General features: G+C 74.4%; 21 protein-coding genes. 7 read left to right on the top strand and 14 right to left on the bottom strand.

Going from position 1 to position 21,717, the window contains the following annotated elements; all coding sequences use genetic code 11:
• Positions 1-35: 35 nt before the first annotated feature.
• From ACN267_RS16735 to rimP, 12 genes are all read right to left on the bottom strand, one after another.
• Positions 36-962: a bifunctional riboflavin kinase/FAD synthetase gene (locus ACN267_RS16735; protein WP_204956936.1), complete on the bottom strand. Its 927-nt coding sequence runs from the start codon at positions 960-962 to the stop codon at positions 36-38.
• Between the two features lie 111 nt (positions 963-1,073).
• Complete coding sequence (gene truB, locus ACN267_RS16740; RefSeq protein WP_204956935.1) at positions 1,074-1,958, bottom strand: tRNA pseudouridine(55) synthase TruB; 885 nt, start codon at positions 1,956-1,958, stop codon at positions 1,074-1,076.
• Positions 1,959-2,254: 296 nt separating this feature from the next.
• Positions 2,255-3,580, bottom strand: coding sequence for an MATE family efflux transporter (locus ACN267_RS16745; protein WP_281899723.1), 1,326 nt, complete (start codon positions 3,578-3,580; stop codon positions 2,255-2,257).
• Positions 3,581-5,375: 1,795 nt separating this feature from the next.
• Positions 5,376-5,585 carry a DUF6186 family protein gene (locus tag ACN267_RS16750; protein WP_204957318.1) on the bottom strand — a complete coding sequence of 70 codons (210 nt, stop codon included), beginning with the start codon at positions 5,583-5,585 and terminating at the stop codon, positions 5,376-5,378.
• A complete protein-coding gene (locus ACN267_RS16755) occupies positions 5,585-5,992 on the bottom strand; it encodes a hypothetical protein (protein ID WP_281899725.1) in 408 nt (135 codons plus the stop codon). The genes ACN267_RS16750 and ACN267_RS16755 overlap by 1 nt, the downstream gene beginning before the upstream one ends.
• Before the next feature lie 19 nt (positions 5,993-6,011).
• Positions 6,012-7,112, bottom strand: a complete 1,101-nt coding sequence (locus tag ACN267_RS16760) for a DHH family phosphoesterase (protein ID WP_421489091.1) — start codon at positions 7,110-7,112, stop codon at positions 6,012-6,014.
• Positions 7,109-7,585: a 30S ribosome-binding factor RbfA gene (gene rbfA / locus ACN267_RS16765; RefSeq protein WP_204956931.1), complete on the bottom strand. Its 477-nt coding sequence runs from the start codon at positions 7,583-7,585 to the stop codon at positions 7,109-7,111. The genes ACN267_RS16760 and rbfA overlap by 4 nt, the downstream gene beginning before the upstream one ends.
• Before the next feature lie 473 nt (positions 7,586-8,058).
• On the bottom strand, positions 8,059-8,352 hold the full coding sequence (locus tag ACN267_RS16770; protein WP_302741390.1) for a DUF503 domain-containing protein: 294 nt from the start codon (positions 8,350-8,352) through the stop codon (positions 8,059-8,061).
• Positions 8,353-8,442: 90 nt separating this feature from the next.
• Entirely contained in the window at positions 8,443-11,445 is a 3,003-nt protein-coding gene (gene infB, locus ACN267_RS16775; protein ID WP_204956929.1) for a translation initiation factor IF-2, read from the bottom strand.
• 93 nt (positions 11,446-11,538) lie between these two features.
• Positions 11,539-11,871, bottom strand: coding sequence for a YlxR family protein (locus ACN267_RS16780; protein ID WP_204956928.1), 333 nt, complete (start codon positions 11,869-11,871; stop codon positions 11,539-11,541).
• A 16-nt stretch (positions 11,872-11,887) separates the two neighbouring features.
• Positions 11,888-12,931, bottom strand: a complete 1,044-nt coding sequence (nusA, locus tag ACN267_RS16785; protein ID WP_421489092.1) for a transcription termination factor NusA — start codon at positions 12,929-12,931, stop codon at positions 11,888-11,890.
• A complete protein-coding gene (rimP, locus tag ACN267_RS16790; protein ID WP_204956926.1) occupies positions 12,928-13,602 on the bottom strand; it encodes a ribosome maturation factor RimP in 675 nt (224 codons plus the stop codon). The genes nusA and rimP overlap by 4 nt, the downstream gene beginning before the upstream one ends.
• Before the next feature lie 190 nt (positions 13,603-13,792).
• Between rimP and ACN267_RS16795 the strand changes: the two genes are divergently transcribed.
• From ACN267_RS16795 to ACN267_RS16825, 7 genes are read left to right on the top strand one after another with little or no spacing between them, the layout of a single operon-like run.
• Positions 13,793-14,281: a hypothetical protein gene (locus tag ACN267_RS16795; protein ID WP_421489093.1), complete on the top strand. Its 489-nt coding sequence runs from the start codon at positions 13,793-13,795 to the stop codon at positions 14,279-14,281.
• A complete protein-coding gene (locus ACN267_RS16800) occupies positions 14,278-14,727 on the top strand; it encodes a ferritin-like domain-containing protein (protein WP_281899736.1) in 450 nt (149 codons plus the stop codon). Before ACN267_RS16795 ends, ACN267_RS16800 begins: the two co-directional genes overlap by 4 nt.
• Positions 14,728-14,784: 57 nt before the next feature.
• The gene (locus tag ACN267_RS16805) at positions 14,785-15,372 is read left to right on the top strand and encodes a PadR family transcriptional regulator (RefSeq protein ID WP_281899738.1); all 588 of its coding nucleotides are present in this window, start codon (positions 14,785-14,787) and stop codon (positions 15,370-15,372) included.
• The gene (locus tag ACN267_RS16810; protein ID WP_204956923.1) at positions 15,369-16,103 is read left to right on the top strand and encodes an ABC transporter ATP-binding protein; all 735 of its coding nucleotides are present in this window, start codon (positions 15,369-15,371) and stop codon (positions 16,101-16,103) included. The genes ACN267_RS16805 and ACN267_RS16810 overlap by 4 nt, the downstream gene beginning before the upstream one ends.
• Before the next feature lie 32 nt (positions 16,104-16,135).
• A complete protein-coding gene (locus tag ACN267_RS16815) occupies positions 16,136-18,868 on the top strand; it encodes an FtsX-like permease family protein (protein WP_421489094.1) in 2,733 nt (910 codons plus the stop codon).
• A 57-nt stretch (positions 18,869-18,925) separates the two neighbouring features.
• Positions 18,926-19,405 (top strand): nitroreductase family deazaflavin-dependent oxidoreductase, encoded by a 480-nt coding sequence (locus tag ACN267_RS16820; protein WP_204956921.1) that lies wholly within the window; start codon positions 18,926-18,928, stop codon positions 19,403-19,405.
• Entirely contained in the window at positions 19,402-20,133 is a 732-nt protein-coding gene (locus tag ACN267_RS16825; protein WP_421489095.1) for a nucleotidyltransferase domain-containing protein, read from the top strand. The genes ACN267_RS16820 and ACN267_RS16825 overlap by 4 nt, the downstream gene beginning before the upstream one ends.
• Positions 20,134-20,141: 8 nt before the next feature.
• Here ACN267_RS16825 and ACN267_RS16830 read toward each other — a convergent pair whose 3' ends face one another.
• Both ACN267_RS16830 and map read right to left on the bottom strand, forming a co-directional pair.
• Complete coding sequence (locus ACN267_RS16830) at positions 20,142-20,858, bottom strand: VIT1/CCC1 transporter family protein (RefSeq protein ID WP_421489096.1); 717 nt, start codon at positions 20,856-20,858, stop codon at positions 20,142-20,144.
• Positions 20,855-21,712 carry a type I methionyl aminopeptidase gene (gene map, locus ACN267_RS16835; protein WP_204956919.1) on the bottom strand — a complete coding sequence of 286 codons (858 nt, stop codon included), beginning with the start codon at positions 21,710-21,712 and terminating at the stop codon, positions 20,855-20,857. The genes ACN267_RS16830 and map overlap by 4 nt, the downstream gene beginning before the upstream one ends.
• Positions 21,713-21,717 lie beyond the last annotated feature (5 nt).

A 21,717-nucleotide genomic window follows, 5' to 3' on the forward strand; every position in this document is an offset into this window, starting at 1 on the left:
CGTCGGCGGCCTGCCGACCCCGCCCGCCGGGCCGGTCAGCCGACCGCCACCCGGGTCCGCGCGACGTCCTCGGCCATCTGCACCAGCAGCGGTTCGATCGCGTCGTACCGGATCTGGCCACGCAGGTGGGCGGCGAAGTCGAGGGCAACCTGCTCGCCGTACAGATCGCCCGCGAAGTCCAGCACGTGCGCCTCGACCCGGCGCTCCCGGCCGGCGAACGTCGGATTGGTGCCGATCGAGATGGCCGCCGGCAGCCGCTCGATGCCCCCGCGCACCAGCCAGCCGGCGTACACCCCGTCGGCGGGCACCGCCGCGTGCGGCGGGCAGCGCAGGTTGGCGGTGGGGAAACCCAGCTCCCGGCCGCGCTGGTCGCCCAGCACCACCACCCCTTCCAGCCGGTGCGGCCGGCCGAGCACGACGGTCGCCGCCGCCACGTCCCCGGCCTCGATCCGGGCCCGGACGTACGTCGAGGAGAAGACCGTGCCGTCGGCGGCGACCAGCGGGGCGTTCTCCACCCCGAAGCCGAAGGTCCCACCGAGCTGTTCGAGCAGCGCCACGTTCCCGGCGGCCCGGTGCCCGAACCGGAAGTTGTCCCCCACCACGACCAGCGCCGCGTGCAGGTGCTCGACCAGGATGTCGTGCACGAACGCCTCGGCCGGCAACCGGGACAGCTCGGCGGTGAACGGCACCACACACAGCACGTCGACCCCGAGCGCCTCGATCAGCTCCGCCTTGCGGGTGGGCTCGGTGAGCACGGCCGGGTGCGCGCCGGGGCGGACCACCTCGGCCGGATGCGGGTCGAAGGTCACCACCACCGACCGTACGCCCAGCTCACGGGCCCGCGCCACGGCGTGCCCGATGGTCGCCTGGTGCCCCCGGTGCACACCGTCGAAGACGCCGATGGTGACGACCGACCGCCCCCAGTCACCGGGCGTCGCCTCGTACCCCCGCCACCGCTGCATGCCGCTCCTTTCCTACTCCGCCGCTGACCGGCTCACACCCGTACCACCCGCCGCCGGTCGTCCCGGCCGTCGTTGCCCACCCCGTCCCCACCGCGCCGGCCGGCGGCCCGGTCAGGCCGGGGCGAGCACGATCTCCGCGCGGGCCCGGCCGTCCCGCTCGCTGACGATAGCGATCAGGCCACCGTCCGGTCCGAAGACGGCGTACGGTCCGGCGATGCCCACCGGGTCCAGCGGGCCGCCGTGGGAGAGCACCTTCGCTTCGTCGGCGCTGGCCTGCCGACGGGAGAAGTACCTGTCGGCGGCCGTGTCGAGGGGCAGGGTGACAACCTCGGGCGCGCGCTGCTCCAGCGCCGCGAGGGTCGCCGACTCGGCCAGGGTGAAACTGCCCACAGCGGTCCGTCGCAGCGCGGTGAGGTGCCCGCCGACGCCGAGCGCCAGGCCCGCGTCCCGGGCCAGCGCCCGGATGTACGTCCCCGACGAGCAGTCGACGTCGATGTCCACGTCGACCACGTCCGGGGTGTCCCGGCGGATCGCCGACACGTCGAGCCGGGAGACGGTGACCCGCCGGGCGGGCAGCTCGACCTGCTCGCCGTCCCGGACCCGCTTGTACGCCCGCTCCCCATTGATCTTGATGGCGCTGACCGCGCTGGGCACCTGGTCGATCTCGCCGGTCAACGGCACGAACGCGGCCCGGATCGCGGCGTCGGTCAGCGCACCGGCCGGCGTGGTCCCGATCACGTCGCCCTCGGCGTCGTCGGTGACCGTGGACTGGCCGAGCCGGACCGTCGCGGTGTAGCTCTTGCCCGCCCCGATCACGTACGTCAGCAGCCGGGTGGCCCGGCCGACCCCGATCACCAGCACCCCCGTCGCCATCGGGTCGAGGGTGCCGCCGTGCCCGACCCGGCGGGTACGGGCCAACCGGCGGATGCGCGCCACCACGTCGTGCGACGTCATGCCGCCGGGCTTGTCGACCACGATCAGACCGTCACCGTTCACGACCGCCAAGCCTGCCAGACGGGTCCATCCCGCCCGCCACCGCACGGCACCATGCCGTGCCACCCCGCAGACGCCTCGTCGGTCGTCAGGAGCGGCATGACCACACCGCCCCCACCCGGGCACCGTGCCCGGGTCGGACTCCCCGAGTGGATGCGTCACCGTCGTACCCTCGGCCGGCGGTTGTCCGAGCTGGTCGGGGCCGGACCGCGCGCCGGCGGACCGCACCGGCCCCGACGGGCGACGTCCACGACGGGAGCTGGCCGGCCGGAGAACCGTCACCGGTCGCCGCGCGTCGGTCAGCGCACCGCGCCGACCACCGCCCACCTGCCGGACCGCAGTCGCAGCAGCACGCCGACGAGCCGGATCACCACGAGCAGGGTGAGGCCGGCCCAGATGCCGCCCAGACCGAGGTCGAACGCGTGGGAGAGCCAGATCGCCGGCAGGAAGCCGCCGACCGCCGCGACCACGGTCAGGTTGCGCAGGTAGCGGATGTCGCCGGCACCGATGAGCACACCGTCGAGGGCGAACACCACCCCGGCGAACGGTTGCATCGCCACGAACCAGGGCCACGCCACCATCGCCTGCCCGCGTACCTCGGGATCCGAGCTGAACAGGGACGGCACGACGCCGGCCCCGGCGGCGATCAGCACCGCGAAGGCCACCCCGCACACCCCGCCGAGCAGGGCGAACCGGCGGGCCAGGGCGCGCGCACCGGCGGCGTCGCCGGCACCCAGTGTCGCGCCGATCAACGCCTGCGCGGCGATCGCCAACGCGTCGAGCAGCAGCGCGGTGAAGAACCACAGTTGCAGCGCGATCTGGTGGGCCCCCACGGCGGCGGCGCCGAACCGGGCGGCGACGGCGGTGGCGGACAGGAAGCTGGCCTGGAAGGCGAGCCCCCGGATCAGCAGGTCCCGGCTGAGCACCAACTGCTGGCGGATCAGCGCCGGCCGGGGCCGCACGCCCACCCGCTCCCGCAGCAGCGCCCCGACGAAGAGGGCACCCGAGACGGTCTGGGCGATCGCGTTGGCCACCGCCGAGCCGGTCACCCCGAGCCCGGCGGGGTAGACCAGCAGGGGGCAGAGCAGTGCGGAGAGCAGGTTCGGCCCGAGCACGAACAGCAGCGGGCGGCGGGTGTCCTGGATGCCGCGCAACCAGCCGTTGCCGGCGGCGGCCAGCAGCAGGCCGGGCGCGCCGAGGGCCGCGATCCGCAGCCACTGCCCGGCGGTGTCGGCCACCTCGCCACCACCACCGGCGAGGGTACGCGCCAGCGCGTCACCGCCGACCTGCATGCCGACGGCCACCAGCACGCCCACCCCGAACGCCAACCAGGACGCCTGGACGCCCTCGGCCAGCGCCGCAGCCCGGTCACCGGCACCGAACCGGCGGGCCGCCCGCCCCGTGATGCCGTACGCCAGCACGGTGCCGAGCCAGGCGGTGAGCGTCAACACCGTGCCGCCGACGGCGAGCGCGGCCAGCGGGACCCGGCCCAGGTGCCCCACGACGGCGGTGTCGACCAGCACGTAGAGCGGTTCGGCCGCGAGTACCACCAGGGCGGGCAGGGCGAGCGCGGCGATCCGGCGCGGCGAGGCGAGCGCGGTGGCGGTGGCGGTGGACTGGCTCATCGCCGCCGATCCTGGCATGCCTGCGGTAAGGAACGCAAGCGTCAGCATCACTTACCGAACGGCGTCGACGGAAACGACCCGGCGACGCACGCGACCGTAGGGGCCGGGCATCCGGGTGATGGAGTGGGTGAGGCGGAATGTCTGGGCCGGGCGGATTCAGCGGGGGGCGGGATTGCGGGGCATGGTTTGCCCGGCGTCCCCGGCCCGGCGTGCCTGGCCCGGCGTCCCTGGCCCGGCGTCCCTGGCCTGGCGTCCCTGGCCTGGCGTCCCTGGCCCGAACGGCGGGGTTCGACCGGCGTGGACCGAGCCGGCGCGGCTCACGTGGACCGAGCCGGGCGCGACTGACATGGGCCGAGCTGGCGGAGGCGGCGCGGCCCGGAGGCGACGGGGGGGTGCCCCGGCCGGTCGGCCCGACGGAGGCAACGGGGGGTGCCCCGGTCGGTCGCCCCGACGGACGCGACGGGGGTGCCCCGGCCGGCGCGGCCCGGCGGATGCGGGCCAACGGGCGGCCCGGCTCTGGCCAGGACCCGACCGGCCGGCTGATGGGACGGTTTCGGTCACCGCGGGGTGCACCGACCGATCGAGTGATCTTTGGATGTCGTCCCATCATTGCGGTCGGACGCGGCCTGAGCCGGGCGACCCTGGACACCGCATGGTGGAGCCGGTCGAACACGGTTCGGCCGGGTGGGTTGAACAGCCTGGCCCTGTTGGGGCACCGGTCGCGGCCAGAGTCGGGCCCTGGCCAGGGTGGAGCCGAGCGCAACCGGAGCCGGGCCGAGGGCCGGGAGGGGATGGAGCTGAGCGCAGCCGGTGTTGGACCGGCCCGTACCCGGCTGACGCCAGGGTCGGGACGATCCGGAGTCGGCGCTACGGCCGAGCCGGACCGCACCTGGGCCGGGGTGGAGCCGGGCCACGCCGGGACCCCGACCCAGGGCTGAGCCGGGTGGGACGAACGGCACCGGGCCTAGCGGAACCGAGCACGACCACCGGGCCGGGCTGAGTCACGACTCAGCCGGGCGGCGGGTCACCGGCGGTGGGGCAGGGTCACTGACGGGTGTCCATCGAGGTCTGCAACGCGCGGCGCATCTGCTCGCGGGCCTCGTCGGTGGTCTCGGTCTTGGGCTTGGTCGCCATGGCGGTGTGTCCTTCCAGGGTGCGGACCACTGAACAGGTGGCCCGGACGGGCGGTCCTGCTGAGCGCCGGGAAGGCAGCCCGGGATCACCGGAGCGGCTCGCCTGGCAGCGTGAGCCCGGGTCGGTCAGACCCTGGAGGGAGGCGGCACCGGGTGTGGCACCACCGCCCGCGACCTGCGTCACGGCGTGACGTCGGCCTCTCCCAAGTTAACGTTTACTTTCCAAATAGTGCCCACTCTTCCCGTCATCTGGACGAGCCCGGCGAGCACCCCGGGAGCACCCCGACCCGACCGACGCGGCACGAACACCCGCACCGCGCAGGAACCGGACTCCGCCGGAGCCCCCGTGACCCGTCCGATCGAGCAGGACACGCCGACCACGGAACGGCACCGCCGAACCGGCCCGACCCCGACCGAAGACGAGCCTCAATCGGGTCGAACCCGCACGAGGTGTGCGACCGGGCAGCTCGAACCCGGCAGAACCGGGCCGGGCGGACGCACCGCACGAGGGAGGAAAGGCCGGCCCGGACCAACCACCTGACACCGGGCCGAACCCGCCGGCCAGACCCGAGCCCCAGCCGAACAGGTAGCACCGGACCCGGACCCCTAGCCGCCGCTCCTGCCCGGCCCGCAGCGGCCGGGACCCGCCGGGAGGTAGGCGGTCAGCGGGCCAGGAAGTGCCAGCCCAGCCACCACCAGAACCCGAACACGCCGATCCGTCCGACCGGCACCGGCCCGACCTCGTACCGCATCACGTAGGCACAGATGTCGCCCAGGGAGGGGATCCGGGAACCCGCCCGGCGGGCCGCCCACTCGACGACCGCGAAAAGCACCAGCGAAGCGAGGAAGCCACTGATGGCGAGGGTCCGCATCATCGCCGTACCAGCCCCCAGAACGCGGCCAGCCAGGCGAACCAGGCCGCTGAACGGACCAGGTCGTCCTCCAGCAGCGGATCGGCCAGGCGGGAGAACGTGGGGAACTCGTCGCCGACCGCCATGACGAAGGTGGCCCCTTCGAGCACCCCGAACAGTGCCGCCGGGAGCAGCCACCAGACGGCGCCCCGGCCCAGCCGACGCGGTGCCGGCCGACGCTGCACCCGGTTGCCGAGCCCGAGCCAGATCAGCGCACCGCCGGTTCCCAGCGTCCAGATGTTGGCCTGCGCCGAGAACGACGGGAACTGCCCACCGACCAGGGAGAGGCAGGCCAGCACCGGCACGGTGACCACCGGCCTGTCCCAGGCGCGGGAGACGTCCACGGCGATCTCGTGCGGCTGCTCCATCGTCCGATTCTCCCCGGGGTCACCGCGTGCGGGAAGACCGACACCCGTCGGCATCGGCGGGGCCACCGGTCAGCGCACCGGCCAACTCGGCCCTGATCAGGGCGATGACCTGCTCGGCGTCGCCCGATCCGGTGAAACCGGCGGCGAAGCGGTGGCCTCCGCCACCCAACGCCACCGCCACCGCGCTGACATCGACGGCACCCTTGCTGCGCATCGACACCGCCCATTCGACCGGCCCGACCTGCTTGAGCACACAGGCGACGTCCGCTTCCGCGGTGCAGCGGACCGAGTCGATCAGCGACTCCAGCACGTACGGCTGCTGGTCGTGCCGGGCCAGGTCGTCGAGGGTGGCGTCGGTCCAGACCAGGCCGTGACCGGCGGCGGCCTCCGGTTCGAGCCGGGCGCGGCCCAGCACCTCACCGAAGAGCCGGACCGCCCCGAACGGCCGGGTGTCGAAGACCTGACGGGAGATGTCACCGGGGTGCAGGCCGGTGGCGAGCAGCCGGGCGGCGAGCCGGTGCACCTCGGGAGTGGTGGCCGCGAACCGGAACGAGCCGGTGTCGGTGGTCAGCGCGACGTAGAGGCCCGTCGCGATCTCGGCGTCCAGCGGCACGTCGAGCCGGGAGAGCAACTGCTCGGCGACGACCGAGGTCGCCGCCGCCACCGGGTCGACCAGGCATACCGCACCGAAACCGGTGTTCGAGGCGTGGTGGTCGAGGACGATCGAGGTGCCGGCGGTGTCGAGCCGGTCGACCAGGTCACCGAGCCGCGACTCGCTCGCGGCGTCGAAGCAGACCACCAGGTCCGGGTCCGGGTACGCCTCCGCCGCCGGCACCAGCAGGTCGAGGCCCGGCAGCCAACGGAACGGCTCCGGCACCTCGGGCGGCCCCGGGAAGGTGGCCTGCAACCGGTGGACGCCGAGCCGGCGCAGCCCGAGCCCGAAGCCGAGCATGCTGCCCAGCGCGTCGCCGTCCGGGTTGACGTGACAGATCAGCAGCACCCGGGCGTCGGCCGACAGGCCACGTACCGCCGCGACAGCGGCAGCCCAGTCATCCTCGCCGGGGCCCGCGGACGGTGACCCGGTACGGAGCTCGTCGGCCGTGCCCGGGGCGGCCGTCACCGCCGGTCCGTCGCGGACGTGTCGGTGCTGACGTCGTCGTCCGCCTCGTCGTCCTCGTCGTCGACCCGGTACGGCTGGGCGTCGCCCGCGTACTTGGCCTGGGCGGCCAGCCGCTGCACCTCGGCGTCGGCGTGCCGGGCCTGGGCGAGCAGGTCGTCGATCTGCTTGACCTGGTCCTGCACGTCGTCGAGGACGAAGGTCAGCGAGGGCGAGTGACGCAGCCCGAGGGCCTTGCCGACGGTGCTGCGCAGCATGCCCTTGGCACTCTCCAGCGCGGCGGCGGTGCTGGCCTGGGCCGCCGCGTCACCGAGGACGGTGTAGAAGACGGTGGCGTCGCGCAGGTCGGCGGTGATCCGGGCGTCGGTGATGGTGATCATCCCGAGCCGGGGGTCCTTGATCTGGCTCCGCACCACCGAGGCGACCAGTTCGCGAATCCGCTCGGCGTGCCGGCGAACCTTGGCCGGATCAGTCATGTCCCCCACCTCCAGGGCGTTCCTTCCGCGGCCGGAACGGCGACGCGGACGTCACCGGGACCAACCACCCAACACCTCGAACACTACCCGCGCGCCACCCCCACCCGCCCGCCCCCACCCCGCCCCACCCCACTCCCCGCCCCGCCCAACCCGCCCCGCCCAACCCGCCCCGCCCAACCCGCCCCGCCCAACCCGCCCCGCCCAACCCGCCCCGGTGATCAAGAGGTTTGCGTCAACTGATCAAGAGGTTTGCGTCAACCTGAAGATCAAAGCTGACGCAAAGCTCTTGATCACCGTCGAGGCTGACGCAAACCTCTTGATCAACGAGGGCAGGCGAGCTCAACGAGGGCCCAGGGGTGAACGAGGAGCTGTGGGGTCAACGAAGACACTCGGGGTCCACGAGGGCAGGCGGGCGCCAGCGGGGGGCCGGTGGGGAGGGTGTACGGGATCAGCGGGGCCGGCGGGGAGGGTGGTCAGTCTTCGGGGGTGTGGAGGTGGCGGCGGACGGAGAGGAGGTCGACCTCGGGGCGGGCGGCGACCAGCCGTTCGCAGGAGTCGAGCACGTCGCGGACGTGGCTCGCCTCGGCGGCCACCACGGCCACCCCGATCTCGGCCCGACCGTGCAGGTCGAGCGCGCCCACCTCGGCGGCCGACACCTCGAACCGGCGCAGCGCCGCCACGATGGGCCGGACGTAGGAGCGCTTCGCCTTGAGAGAGCGGGAGTCGCCCGGCAGGAGCAGGTCGAAGAGTGCGGTTCCGGTATACATCGCCACGGACGTTACGGAAGCGGCCCGGACATGCTCAAGGGGTTTACGCCGGGTGGCGTAAACCCCTTGAGCACTGTTGTCAGCCTCGGATCAGGCGCGCGGCTTCTCCCGCATCTCGAAGGTTTCGATAGTGTCGCCGACCTGGACGTTGTTGAAACCGCCCAGAGTCAGACCACACTCGAAGCCTTCGCGGACCTCCGTCGCGTCGTCCTTGAACCGCTTGAGCGAGCTGATCGTGAGGTTGTCCGCCACGACCGCCCCGTCCCGCAGCAGCCGCGCCTTGGCGTTGCGGCGGATGATGCCGGACCGGACGATGCAACCGGAGATGTTGCCGATCTTGGACGAGCGGAAGACGTCGCGGATCTCCGCGGTGCCCAGCTCGACCTCCTCGTACTCCGGCTTGAGCAGCCCCTTGAGCGCGGCGTCGATCTCCTCGATGGCCTGGTAGATGACGGTGTAGTACCGGATCTCCACGCCCTCGCGGTCGGCGATCTCGCGGACCTTGTTGGCGGCCCGCACGTTGAAGCCGATGATCGTGACCGCCTCGGACGAGGCGCTCGCGAGCATGACGTCGCTCTCGGTGATCGCACCCACGCCCCGGTGGATGATCCTGAGCTGGACCTCCTCGGGGATGTCGAGGTTGAACAGCGCGTCCTCGAGGGCCTCCACGGAACCGGAGACGTCGCCCTTGAGCACCAGGTTGAGCGAGGTCTTCTCGCCCTCCTTGAGCTGCTCCATGAGCGTTTCGAGGGTGGCCCGGCCACGGGAGTTGGCGAAGGACGCCGCCCGCCGTCGTGCCTGCCGCTGCTCGGCGATCTGCCGCACCGTGCGGTCGTCCTCGGCGGCCAGGAAGGTGTCACCCGCACCCGGCACCGCGGTCAGACCGAGCACCAGGACCGGACGGGCCGGACCGGCCTCGGCGACCTGGTTGCCGTTCTCGTCGAGCATGGCGCGGACCCGGCCGTGGGCCCCACCGGCGACGATCGAGTCGCCCGCCCGCAGGGTGCCCTTCTGCACCAGCACCGTCGCCACCGCACCACGACCCTTGTCCAGGTGCGCCTCGATGGCCACACCCTGCGCCGGCCCGTCGATCGGAGCGGTCAGCTCCAGCGACGCGTCGGCGGTCAGCAGGACCGCCTCCAGCAGCTCGTCGATGCCGATGCCCGGCTTGGCCGCCACGTTGACGAACATGGTGTCGCCGCCGTACTCCTCGGCGACCAGGCCGTACTCGGTCAGCTGCTGGCGGACCTTGTCGGGGTTCGCCTCCGGCTTGTCGACCTTGTTGACCGCGACCACGATCGGCACCTCGGCCGCCTTGGCGTGGTTGAGCGCCTCGATCGTCTGCGGCATGACGCCGTCGTCGGCCGCCACCACCAGCACCACGATGTCGGTGACCTGGGCACCACGGGCACGCATGGCGGTGAACGCCTCGTGACCCGGGGTGTCGATGAAGGTCACCGCGCGGTCCTCGCCCTCGTGCGGGACGTGGACCTGGTAGGCGCCGATGTGCTGGGTGATGCCACCCGCCTCGCCGGCCACCACGTTCGCCTTACGGATCGCGTCGAGCAGCTTGGTCTTACCGTGGTCGACGTGACCCATGACGGTCACCACCGGCGCACGGCTGACCAGGCGGTCCTCCGCGACCTCGGCGTCGAGGTCGATGTTGAACTGCGCGAGCAGCTCGCGGTCCTCGTCCTCCGGGCTGACGATCTGCACGTCGAAACCGAGGTGCTCACCGAGCAGCAGCAGGGTCTCGTCAGAGCAGGACTGGGTCGCGGTGACCATCTCGCCCAGGTTGAACATCTCCTGGACCAGCGAACCCGGGTTGGCGTTGATCTTGTCGGCGAAGTCCGACAGCGAGGCGCCACGGGAGAGCCTGACGACCTGACCCTGACCCCGGGGCGCGCCCGAGCTCATGGTCGGGGCCGACAGGTTGTCGAACTCCTGTCTGCGCTGCTTCTTGGACTTGCGGCCACGGGTCGGCCGGCCACCCGGACGCCCGAAGGCACCCGCGGCACCGCCGCCACGGCCACGACCGCCACCACCGGGACGACCACCGCCACCGGCCGGGGCACCCGGACGGAAACCACCGCCGGGAGCGCCACCGCCGCCACCGGGGCCACCACGGTAGCCACCGCCGCCGGCGCCACCGCCGCCACCGGGACCGCCACGGAAGCCACCGCCACCGCCGCCGCCACCGGGACGGAAGCCACCGCCACCGCCACCGGGACGACCGGCACCGCCGCCGGGGCCACCACGACCGCCACCGGGACCGCCGGGGCGACCGGTGGTGGGCCGCTGGCTCGGCATCGAGGCCGGGCTGGGCCGCGGGGGCATCGACGCCGGACTCGGCCGCGGGGGCATGCCGGCCGGGCTCGGCCGGGGACCGCCGCCGCCGGCCGCCGGGGGCCGCTGCTGCTGGCCACCCTGGATACCGAACGGGTTGTTACCGGCACCGCGCGCCGGCGGACGACCACCGGGACGGGCACCGGGGCCCGCCGGGGGACCACCGGGCCGGCCAGCGGCCGGGGTGCCCGGACGCGGCGGTACGGCGTTGGGGCCGGGACGCGGACCCGGACGCGGGCCACCCTCGGTGGGCGGCTCCCGCCGGACGTTGTCCCGCTGCTGCTGCCGGGCGGCCTGGGCGGCCTTGACCGCGGCCTCCTGCTCGGCCTTCAACGCGGCGGCGCGCGCCTCGGCGGCGGCCACCTCGATGTCGTGTGCGCTCGCCGGCTTGGCGACCGGGGTCACCGGCTGCGGCGGGCCGGGGACCGGGCCCTTGGGCTTCGGTCCAGGGGTCGGCGCGGCCGGCCGCCGGGGCGGCATCGGTCGGGCCGAGACCCGGGGGGCACCCGGGGTCGGGGGCGGCGTCGGGGTCGGTGCCGGGCTCGGGGCCGCCGCCGGAGCGGACGGTGCCGACGAACCACCGGCGGACGCGACGAATGCGCCACGCAGGCGTCGGGCGACGGGCGCCTCGACGGTGCTGGACGCGGACTTAACGAACTCGCCCATTTCCTTCAGCTTGGCGAGCACTGTCTTGCTTTCGACCCCGAGCTCCTTAGCAAGCTCGTGTACGCGGGCCTTACCTGCCACTGCACTCCTCACTCCGAGGTCGTGCGGGCAGCACCCGCAGCGACCTCACTCGTGCACTTGAAGCCTGGTCATTTCAGGGACTTCATCGTGTGCTCATGTCGGTCGTCCTACCTTGCTAGCGACCCTCGCCCGATCGGGTTGACCGGACGTAGTGGTTGACGCATCGACGTGCTCCGCGACGGCACCGTGATCGGGGACCCCGGTGAGTCGCAGCGCCCGCCCGAAGGCGCGACGCCGCACCGCCAGCGCGAAGCAGGCCGGATCCGGGTGCATGTTCGCTCCCCGACCCGGCAGACTGCGGCTCGGATCAGGCCGGAGACTGTGACCATCCTCGTCACCGACCGCGACGATCCGCAGCAGTTCGCTGGCCGGCGCACGTTTCCGGCAACCCACACAGGTGCGCTCCGGATGCGCGCGTCGTACCACTGGAAGAAGTCTACCCCTAGCCGCCCGAGATCGCTCCGCCCGGCTCCGGGACGTGCTCGCCGCCGCCCCGACCGCCGGTGCCCGGCTGCTCCACGTCGGACCGGATGTCGATCCGCCAACCGGTCAACCGGGCGGCAAGTCGGGCATTCTGCCCCTCCCGGCCGATCGCCAGGGAGAGCTGGAAGTCCGGGACGGTCACCCGGGCCGTACGGGTGGCCAGGTCGACCACCTCGACCCGCAGCGCCTTGGCCGGCGAGAGCGCGTTGCCGACGAAGGTCGCCGGGTCGTCCGACCAGTCGATGATGTCGATCTTCTCGCCGTGCAGCTCGCTCATCACCGCGCGGACCCGCTGGCCCATCGGCCCGATGCAGGCGCCCTTGGCGTTCACGCCCTGCACGGTGGACCGGACGGCGATCTTGGTGCGGTGACCTGCCTCACGGGCGATCGCCCCGATCTCCACGGTGCCGTCGGCGATCTCCGGCACCTCCAGCGCGAAGAGCTTCTTCACCAGCGCCGGGTGCGAGCGGGACAGGGTGATCTGCGGCCCACGCATCCCCTTGGTCACGTGCACCACCACGCAGCGGATCCGCTCGCCGTGGGTGTACCGCTCGCCGGGCACCTGCTCGGACTGCGGCAGCACGCCCTCCAGCTTGCCCAGGTCGACGCTGACGATGCCCTTCTCGCTGCGCGCCTCGTGCGCCTGCACCACGCCGGTGACCAGGTCGCCGTCGCGGCCGACGTACTCGCCGAAGTGCACCTCGTCGGTGGCCTCCCGCAGCCGCTGGAGGATCACCTGCTTGGCGGTCATCGCCGCGATCCGGCCGAAGTCGTGCGGGGTGTCGTCCCACTCCCGTACCACGCTGCCGTCGTCGTCCAGCTCCTGGGCGTAGACCAGGGCGGCGCCGTTCTTGCGGTCGATCTCCACCCGGGCGTACGACTCGGCGCCGTCGGTGTGCCGGTAGGCGGTCAGCAACGCGGTCTCGATCGCCGCGAGGATCGTGTCGAACGGGATCTCCCGCTCGCGCTCCAGTGCGCGCAGCGCCGCGAGGTCGATGTTCACCTCTCCTCGTCCTCCACATCATCGTCGTCATCTTCGTCGGTGTCGTCGCCGACCTCGTCGATCTCGTCCGCCTCGTCGATCTCGTCGAGGCGGTGGAACTCGACCTGCACCCGGCCGGGGCCCAGCTCGGCGTACCGGTGCTCCACCGGACCGGATTCGGTCTCCAGCACCACGCGCTCGTCGTCGGCCGCCACCACCCGACCGGTGACCTGCCGGTCCACGGCGGGCTCCCCGGCCCGGACGGTCACCTTGACCAGTCGGCCGGCGTTGCGCCGCCAGTGCCGGGGCAGGGTCAGCGGGCGGTCCACCCCGGGGGAGCTGACCTCCAACTGGTACTCCCCCGCCACGATGTCCCCGCCGGACTCCTCGGCCGCGTCCAGCGCCGCCGAGACCGCCCGGGAGACGACCGCGACCGCGTCCAGGTTGATCCCGCCGTCGGCGTCCACGATCACCCGGACCACGTGCCGGCGGCCGGCCCGGGAGACCGAGACGTCCTCCAGGTCGTAGCCCGCCCCGGCGACCACCGGCTCGATCACCGCGCGCAACCGGTCACGACGGGCGGCCAGGTCACCCCGGGATGCGCCGGCACGGTCGCCGCCCCGGGGACCGTCGGTGCGGCGGGAGCGTCCCGCCGGCGCCGTCGGCCTGGTGGCACGGCCACGCTGCGTCATCTGGGCACCCTTCTCCTGGTCGGCGGCGGTCGTCGGACCGGCACGCCGGGACGCCACCGGGGCGGCAGCGCCGGTGGCTGCGCAGAGCGTAACGCGCCGTCGGTACGGCGGCCCCGGCGGCGCACCGACGGCGGTCGCCCGGCGGACGGCGGGGATGGTGTTGACTTGTCCGGTGGCCACGGGCAGAACAATGACGCACCACGACGGAACGGGGCAGTCCCGGCGTACCGTGCTGCGGGCCGGCGCGCTCCTGGCGGCCGGCGTCGCCGCCGTACCGCTGACCGGGTGCGGTCTTCTCGACCGCGACGACCCGCCCCCGCCGCCCGACCCGCTGGAACCCCTCGCGGCCGAGGCCCGGTCGCTGGCCGACCGGCACCGGGCCGCGATCGCCGCCGACGCGGGGCTCGCCGCCCGGCTCACCCCGATCGCCGACGCGCACGCCGCGCACGCCGACGAGCTGCGTCGGGTGATCGGCCGCCCCGAACCCTCCGCCGCGGCGTCGCCGGACCCGTCTCCCGCCGGGGGTGACCGGGCCGCCGTGCTGGCCGCGCTGCGCTCGGCCGAGCAGCAGGGCCGGGACAACGCGGCGAAGGCGTGCGCCGACGCGCCGGGCGACCGGGCCGCGCTGCTCGGCGCGATCGCCGCCGCCCGCGCCACCCACCTGGAGGCGTTGAAGTGAACCGCTCCACCGCTCCCGCCACGCCTGGCGACGCGCTCGCCGGCGCGTTGACCGCCGAGTACGCCGCGATCTACGCCTACGGCCCGATCGGGGTGCACCTCACCGACGCCGACCGGCGGGCGGCCCGCGCCGCCGAGGCGGCCCACCGGTCCCGGCGCGACGCGCTGGTGCTCCAGCTCAGCTCCGCCGGGGGGACGGTCCCGGCCGACCAGGCCGGCTACGCCCTGCCGTTCCCGGTCACCGACCGGGCCGCCGCGCTGCGGCTGGCCGTGCAGGTGGAGGAGCGCACCGGGGCGTTCTGGCGGGCGGCGCTGCCGGTGACCACCGGCGCGGACCGCACCCGGGCGCTCAACGCGCTGACCGACTGCGCGGTACGGGCCACCCGGTGGCGGCGCAGCGCGGGCCTGACCCCACTGACCGTCCCGTTCCCCGGCAGCCCCACCTGACCCACCGGCCGTACCCTGCGGTTGCGGTCCGCATACGGGGTATGCATACTCCGTCGCATGTCCATCCGTCACGGCCTGCTCGCCCTGCTGGAGCGCGGCCAGATGTACGGCTACCAGCTCCGGGCCGCGTTCGAGGAGTCGACCGGCTCGACCTGGCCGCTGAACATCGGTCAGGTCTACACCACCCTCAACCGGCTGGAGCGGGACGGCCTGGTCCGTTCGCTGCCCGAGCACGAGGGCGGGCAGCGGCCGTACGCCATCACCGATGCCGGACGGGCGGACCTGGCGCTGTGGTTCGTCACCCCGATCAGCCGCAACGACCGCCCCCGCGACGAACTGTCCATCAAGCTGGCCCTGGCGCTGACCACCCCCGGGGTGGACGTGCGGGCGGTGGTGCAGACCCAGCGTGGCGCGACCATGCGCACGTTGCAGGAGCTGACCCGGCTCAAGTACACCAGCGACCGGCCGGAGGACCTGCCCTGGCGGCTGGTGCTGGACGCGATGATGTTCCAGGCCGAGGCGGAGATCCGCTGGCTCGACCACTGCGAGACCAGCCTGGTCCGGCACCGGCCGGCGGCCCCGACCGCACGCAGCGGGTCACCGCCGGAGGTGGTGGAGCGGGCCGGCGAGGAGGCACACCGGTGACCGGCCCCGGCGGCGCGGTGCTCGAACTGCGCGACGTCCACCGCACCCACGGGGGTGGGGAGGCCGCCGTGCACGCGCTGCGCGGGGTGAGCCTCGCCGTACGACCCGGCGAGCTGGTGGCCGTGATGGGTCCCTCCGGCTCGGGCAAGTCGACACTGCTCACCCTGGCCGGTGGGCTGGACCGGCCGACCGCCGGGGAGGTGCTGGTCGAGGGGGAGACGCTCGGCACGCTCGACGGGCGGCGGCTGGCCCGGCTGCGCCGTCGCCGGATCGGCTACGTCTTCCAGGATCTGAACCTGCTCGGCAGCCTCACCGCCGCCGAGAACGTGGCCCTACCGCTGGAACTCGACGGGGTCGGCGTACGGCCGGCCCGGCGGGCGGCCCTGGCGGCGCTGGAGGAGGTCGGCCTGGACGGGCTCGGCGGACGCTTCCCCGATCAGATGTCCGGAGGGCAGCAGCAGCGGGTGGCGATCGCGCGGGCGCTGGTCGGCGAGCGGCGGCTGGTGCTGGCCGACGAGCCGACCGGGGCGCTGGACTCGCAGACCGGGGAGGCGGTGTTGCACCTGCTGCGCCGCCGGGTCGACGCGGGCGCGGCCGGGGTGCTGGTCACCCACGAGGCCCGGCACGCGGGCTGGGCCGACCGGGTGGTGTTCCTCCGCGACGGTGTCATGGTCGACTCCACCGCGCCGCTGGCCGGGGTTGAGCACCTGCTCTCCGGAATCGGCCGGTGACCGCCCCGCCCCGAACGGCCGCGCGGCCCGACGTGAGGGACCGGGTGGGCCCGCCCGGTCGGCTCGCCGGCACGGTCGGGTCCTGGCGGGCGGCGCTGCGGATCGCCCGGCGGGAGGCGTGGCGGGCGCGGGGGCGTACCGCGCTGGTGCTGACGATGATCGCCCTGCCGGTGGTGGTGCTGAGCTTCGTCGCGGTCACCTACGACATGGCCGACCTCACCCGGGAGGAGAGCTTCGCCCAGCGGGCCGGCACCGCCGACGTCGAGCTGAACTGGGTGGCGGAGAACCCGATCCACCAGGACTCCTGGGGGGACACCAACTGGGCCCGCACGGGTGATCAGGTGACCCGGGAGCGGCCGGTGGGCCGGGCGGAGATCGAGGCGCTGCTGCCGGCCGGCAGCCGGGCCAGCCGGGTGAGCTGGTGGGTGCCGTTCGAGGTGCGGATCGGCGACCGGACCAGGACCCTCGACGGGCGGGCGCTGGACCTGACGGATCCGGTGGCCCGCTCGACGGTGCGGCTGCGGTCCGGGCGGGTCCCCACCGCGCCCGACGAGGTCGCGGTGAGCGCCCAGGCCGCCGCCCGGCTGGGCGTACGGGTGGGCGGGTCGGTCGACGCCGCCGACGGCACCCGCCGGTGGCGGGTGGTCGGCGTGGTCGAGTTCCCCGACCAGCTCGGGGAGATCGTCGCCCTGACCCCGGCCGGGCTGCCCCGGGACGGGCGGAGCTACGACGAGAGCTGGCTGGTCGACCTCCCCGGCCCGGTGGACGCCACGCTGGTGGACCGGCTCAACGCGCACGGCGTGCTGGTCAGTGCCCGGAACCCGGTGCCGGGTGCCCAATCCCCCGACGGGTCGACGCTCGACCTGCCCGACCCGGTGCTGGCGAGCAACGCGGTGCTGGTCGGCGGCCTCGGTCTGCTGGAGGTCGTCCTGCTGGTCGGCCCGGCCTTCGCCGTCGGGGTCCGGCGACGGCGGCGGGACCTGGCGCTGGTCGCGGTGGCCGGCGGCGACCCGGTGCACCTGCGACGGATCGTGCTCGCCGACGGGGTGGTCCTCGGTGGGCTCGGGGCCGCGTGCGGGCTGCTGCTCGGGGTCACCGCCGCGCTCGCCGGCCGGTCGCTGGTCGAGGAGCACCTGCTGGGGACGCGCAGCGGGGGCTACCGGGTCTTCCCGGCGGCGCTCGCCGCGATCGCGGCGGTCGCGGTGCTGGCCGGGGTGCTGGCCGCGCTCGCACCGGCGCTGGCCGCCGCCCGGCAGGACGTGGTGGCCGGGTTGGCCGGTCGCCGGACCGCACCCCCGCACCGCCGCCGGTGGCTGCTCATCGGGGTGGCGCTGACCGTGCTGGGCAGCGGCACCGCCGCCCTGGGCGCCGGCCGGGGCGACACCCCGGTGATCCTCGCCGGGCTGATCCTGGGTGAGCTGGGCCTGGTCTTCTGCACGCCCACCCTGATCGGGCTGCTGGCCCGGCTCGGCCCGCTGCTACCACCCGCCCCCCGGATCGCGCTGCGCGACGCCAGCCGCAACCGCTCGTCGGCCGCCCCAGCCATCTCCGCGGTGATGGCCGCCGTCGCCGGCAGCGTCGCCCTGGGCGTCTACGTGGCCAGCGACGACGCCCGCAGCCAGGCCGACTGGCAGCCGGGGATGCCGCCGGGCCGGGTGCTGCTGCTGCGCGGCGACCGGGACTCCACCGCCCCGCTGCCCCCGCTTCCGCTGATCACCGAGCGGGTCCGGGCCGAGCTGGGCACCGACGCCGTGCTGCCGGTGGCGGTGCCCGGCTGCACCCAGGTGCGACGCCCGAGCGCCTACTGCACGGTCGCGCCGGTGCTGCCCGCCGGCCGGGCCTGCCCGTACGACGCGGAGTCGTACCGGACGGCCGAGGTCCGCCGCGAGGCGCTGGCCGACCCGCGCTGCGTCCCGCCGGTCCGCATCGTCAGCGGTTTCTACCTGCCCGCGATGGTCGACGACGGCGCCGCCCTCGGGGTGCTCAGCGGTGCCCCGGCGGCCGAGGTGGCGGCGGCGACCGCCGTGCTGCGGGCCGGCGGCGTGGTGGTGACCGACCCCCGCTACCTGGTCGACGGCCGGGTGACGCTCCGGGTCGACCGGTCGGTCGACGAATCCCGCCCGACGGTGGCTACCACCGTCACCCTCCCCGGTCACCTGCTGCGCGACGGGCTGCCGGTGGACCGGCTGGTGCTCTCCCCCGCCGCCGCCACCCGGGCCGGCCTGCGCACGGAGCCGCTCGGTTTCGCCGTCGACACCCGGTCCGCGCCGACCACCGCGCAACTCGACCGGGTGGTCACCGCGCTGCGGCCGTTGCTGCCGGTGACGGCGCAGATCGAGCGGGGTCCGCCCCGCTCGGAGCAGCGGCCGGTGCTGCTCCTGCTGGCGGCCGGCGCCGGGGTGATCACCCTGGGCGCGGCCGGGGTGGCCACCGGGCTCGCCGCGGCGGAGGGCCGCCGGGACCTCTCCACGCTCGCGGCGGTGGGGGCCAGTCCCCGGGTACGCCGGGTGCTCTCGCTCTGCCAGGCGGGGGTGATCGCCGTGGTGGGCTCGGCGCTCGGCATCGCGGCCGGACTCGGCTCCGCGCTGATCATCCTCACCTCGACGAACCGCCAGTACGCGCAGACCTGGCCGACCCAGACGCCGTACCCGGTGGTGGTGCCCTGGCAGACCCTCGGCGTGCTGGTGGTGGTGCCGCTGGTGGCGATGCTCGGTGCCGGCCTGTTCACCAGGTCCCGCCTCACGGTCGAACGCCGGCTGGACTGAGCGGCCCGCCGGAAGCCGGTGGGTGCGCACACCGCGTCGACCAGGCAGACTGGCCGGATGCCCGTACTCGGAACCCTCACCCGGCGGCTCGGTCACCACGAGTGGTTCGGTGCCACCATGCGCCTGCTGGTCCCCGCCGACCGGCTGGTCGGGCGGCTGACCCGGGGCCGGGTGGTCGCGCTCGGGTTGGTCCCCTCGCTGATCATCACGACCACCGGCCACCGCTCCGGCCTGCCGCGCAGCAACCCCCTGCTGTACGTGCCGGACGGCGACGGGTTCGTGGTGATCGGCTCCAACTGGGGCCAGCCACGCCAGCCCGGCTGGGTGCTGAACCTGCTCGCCCGGCCGCAGGCGGAGGTCGCCGTCAAGGGTCGCCGGCTCGCCGTCCGCGCCGACCTGGCCGCCGGGGCCGAGCGGGACCGGCTCTGGCAGTTGCTGGTCACCGAGTGGCCGGCGTACCGGACGTACGTGCAGCGGGCCGGCGGCCGGGAGATCCACATCTTCCGGTTGGCCCCGACCGGTCCCGACCTGTCGTGACCGTGCCGGAGCCGGCGGCCGGGGTGGACCCGGACGATCCACGCTGGCGGGTCGCCGGTCGGACTGCCGACGCGGCGCGGCGACGCTTCCCGGCGGACATCCTGGCGGTGGCCGTGCACGGCCCGCTGGCGCACGGCGACGACGACGGTGGCGGGGACGCCGAGGTCGGCCTGCTGCTGGTCACCTACCGGGCGGGCGGCGGGCCGGCCCCGTCGACCCGGCGGGTGGACGGGGTGCTGGTCGCGCTGACCGTGGTCGACGCCGAGAGCTACCTGCGGCAGGCCCGGACGCTGACCCCGGCCTGGCCGCTGACCGCCGACCGGTACGTCACCACCGTCGCGCTCCACGATCCGACCGGCTGGCTGCGTACCCTGCGCGACGAGCACCTGGGCCGGCTGGCCCGGGCCCGGCCGGCCGAGTTCAGTGCCGCCGCGCGGGCGGCCTGGTACCGGGGTTGGGCGGCGCACGCCCGCGCGGCCCGGCTCGCCGAGTGGTACGAGACCGACCAGGCGCTGGTGATGCTGGGCGAGGCGCGGCTGGCGGCGGCCACGGTCAGCGGCCTGCTCAGCCGCACCTACTTCCGTGACCCGGGCGACGCGGTGCGGCGTACCGGGTTGGCCGGCGCGGACATGACCGAGGTGGGCCGGGTGCTGACCGGGCAGGCCGAGGAGCTTGCCGCCCGGGGCCGCCCGGTCGACGGCACGGTGGACGACCTGCTCGCCAGCTGAGCCCGAGGTCAGCCGAGCCCGCCCTGCACCCCGATGAGCATCCCGATCAGGTAGGTCGCGCCGGCCGCCGCCACACCGAGCAGCAGTTGCCGCAGCCCGCCGGCCCACCACGGGCGACCGGTGAACCGGGCCACGACCGCGCCGGCCGCGAAGAGCCCCACCCCACCGACGGCGAGCGCCAGGGCCAGGCTGGTGGAGCCGAGCAGGTAGCTCAGCAGGGGGATCAGCGCGCCGACGGAGAAGCAGAGGAACGACGAGATCGCCGCCGCCCAGGGGCTGGGTTGCTCGTCGGGGTCGACGCCCAACTCCTCCCGGACGTGCACCCGCAGCGCCTCCTCCGGGTTGCGGCGTACCGCCTCGGCGACCTGGTTGGCCAGGTCGCGGGGCAGGCCCCGGGCCACCCAGGCGTCGGACAGCTCGCGGGCCTCGGCCTCCGGGTGGCGTTCCAGCTCGCGGCGTTCCTTGGCCACCTCGGCGGCGACCTGCTCGTTGGCCGACCGGACGCTGGTGTACTCGCCCAGCCCCATCGAGATGGCGCCGGCGACCAGGCCGGCGGTGCCGGTCAGCACGATGCTGTGCGCCGACACCCCACCGCCGCCGACCCCGGCGATCAGGGCGATGTTGGTGACCAGGCCGTCCATCGCGCCGAACACGGCGGGCCGCAGCCAGCCGCCTGACACGTCCGCGTGGTGCGCCTCGCGCAGCGCGGCCGGGGTGTCGGTCACGGCAGGGTGAGGATCTCGAAGCCGTCGTCGGTGACGACGAGGGTGTGCTCGAACTGGGCCGTCCACTTCCGGTCCTTGGTGACGACCGTCCAGCCGTCGTCCCACATGTCGTACTGGTAGGTGCCGAGGGTGATCATCGGCTCGACGGTGAAGGTCATGCCCGGTTCCATGATGTCGGTGGGCCGGGGGCTGTCGTAGTGCGGCACGTACAGGCCGCTGTGGAAGGCCTCGCCGATGCCGTGGCCGGTGAAGTCGCGGACCACCCCGTAGCCGAACCGCTTGGCGTACGACTCGATGACCCGCCCGATCACGTTGATCTGCCGGCCGGGGCGCACCGCCCGGATGCCGCGCATCATCGCCTCGTGGGTGCGCTCGACCAGCAGCCGGGCCTCCTCGCTCACCTCACCCACGCAGAAGGTGGCGTCGGTGTCGCCGTGCACCCCGTCGAGGTAGGCGGTGACGTCGACGTTGACGATGTCACCGTCGGCGAGCACCGTCGAGTCGGGGATGCCGTGGCAGATGACCTCGTTGATGCTGGTGCAGCAGGACTTGGGGAAGCCCCGGTAGCCCAGCGTCGACGGGTAGGCGCCGTGCTCGACGAGGAACTCGTGCACCACCTGGTCGATCTCGTCGGTGGTGACCCCGGGCTTGCAGTGCTCCCCCGCGAGCTGGGTGGCCTGCGCCGCCAACCGGCCGGCGACCCGCATCTTCTCGATGGTCTGCGGGGTCTGCACGTGCGAGCCGCGCCACTGCTGGGGTTGCTTGCGGCCCACGTACTCCGGGCGGGCGATGTGGTCGGGGACCGCTCGCCACGGGGAGAGCGTGCCGGGGGTGAGCGGGGCACGGACGGTCATGACGA

It is taken from the genome of Micromonospora sp. WMMD734 (assembly GCF_049178975.1).
In the GTDB taxonomy this organism is placed as follows: domain Bacteria; phylum Actinomycetota; class Actinomycetes; order Mycobacteriales; family Micromonosporaceae; genus Micromonospora; species Micromonospora wenchangensis.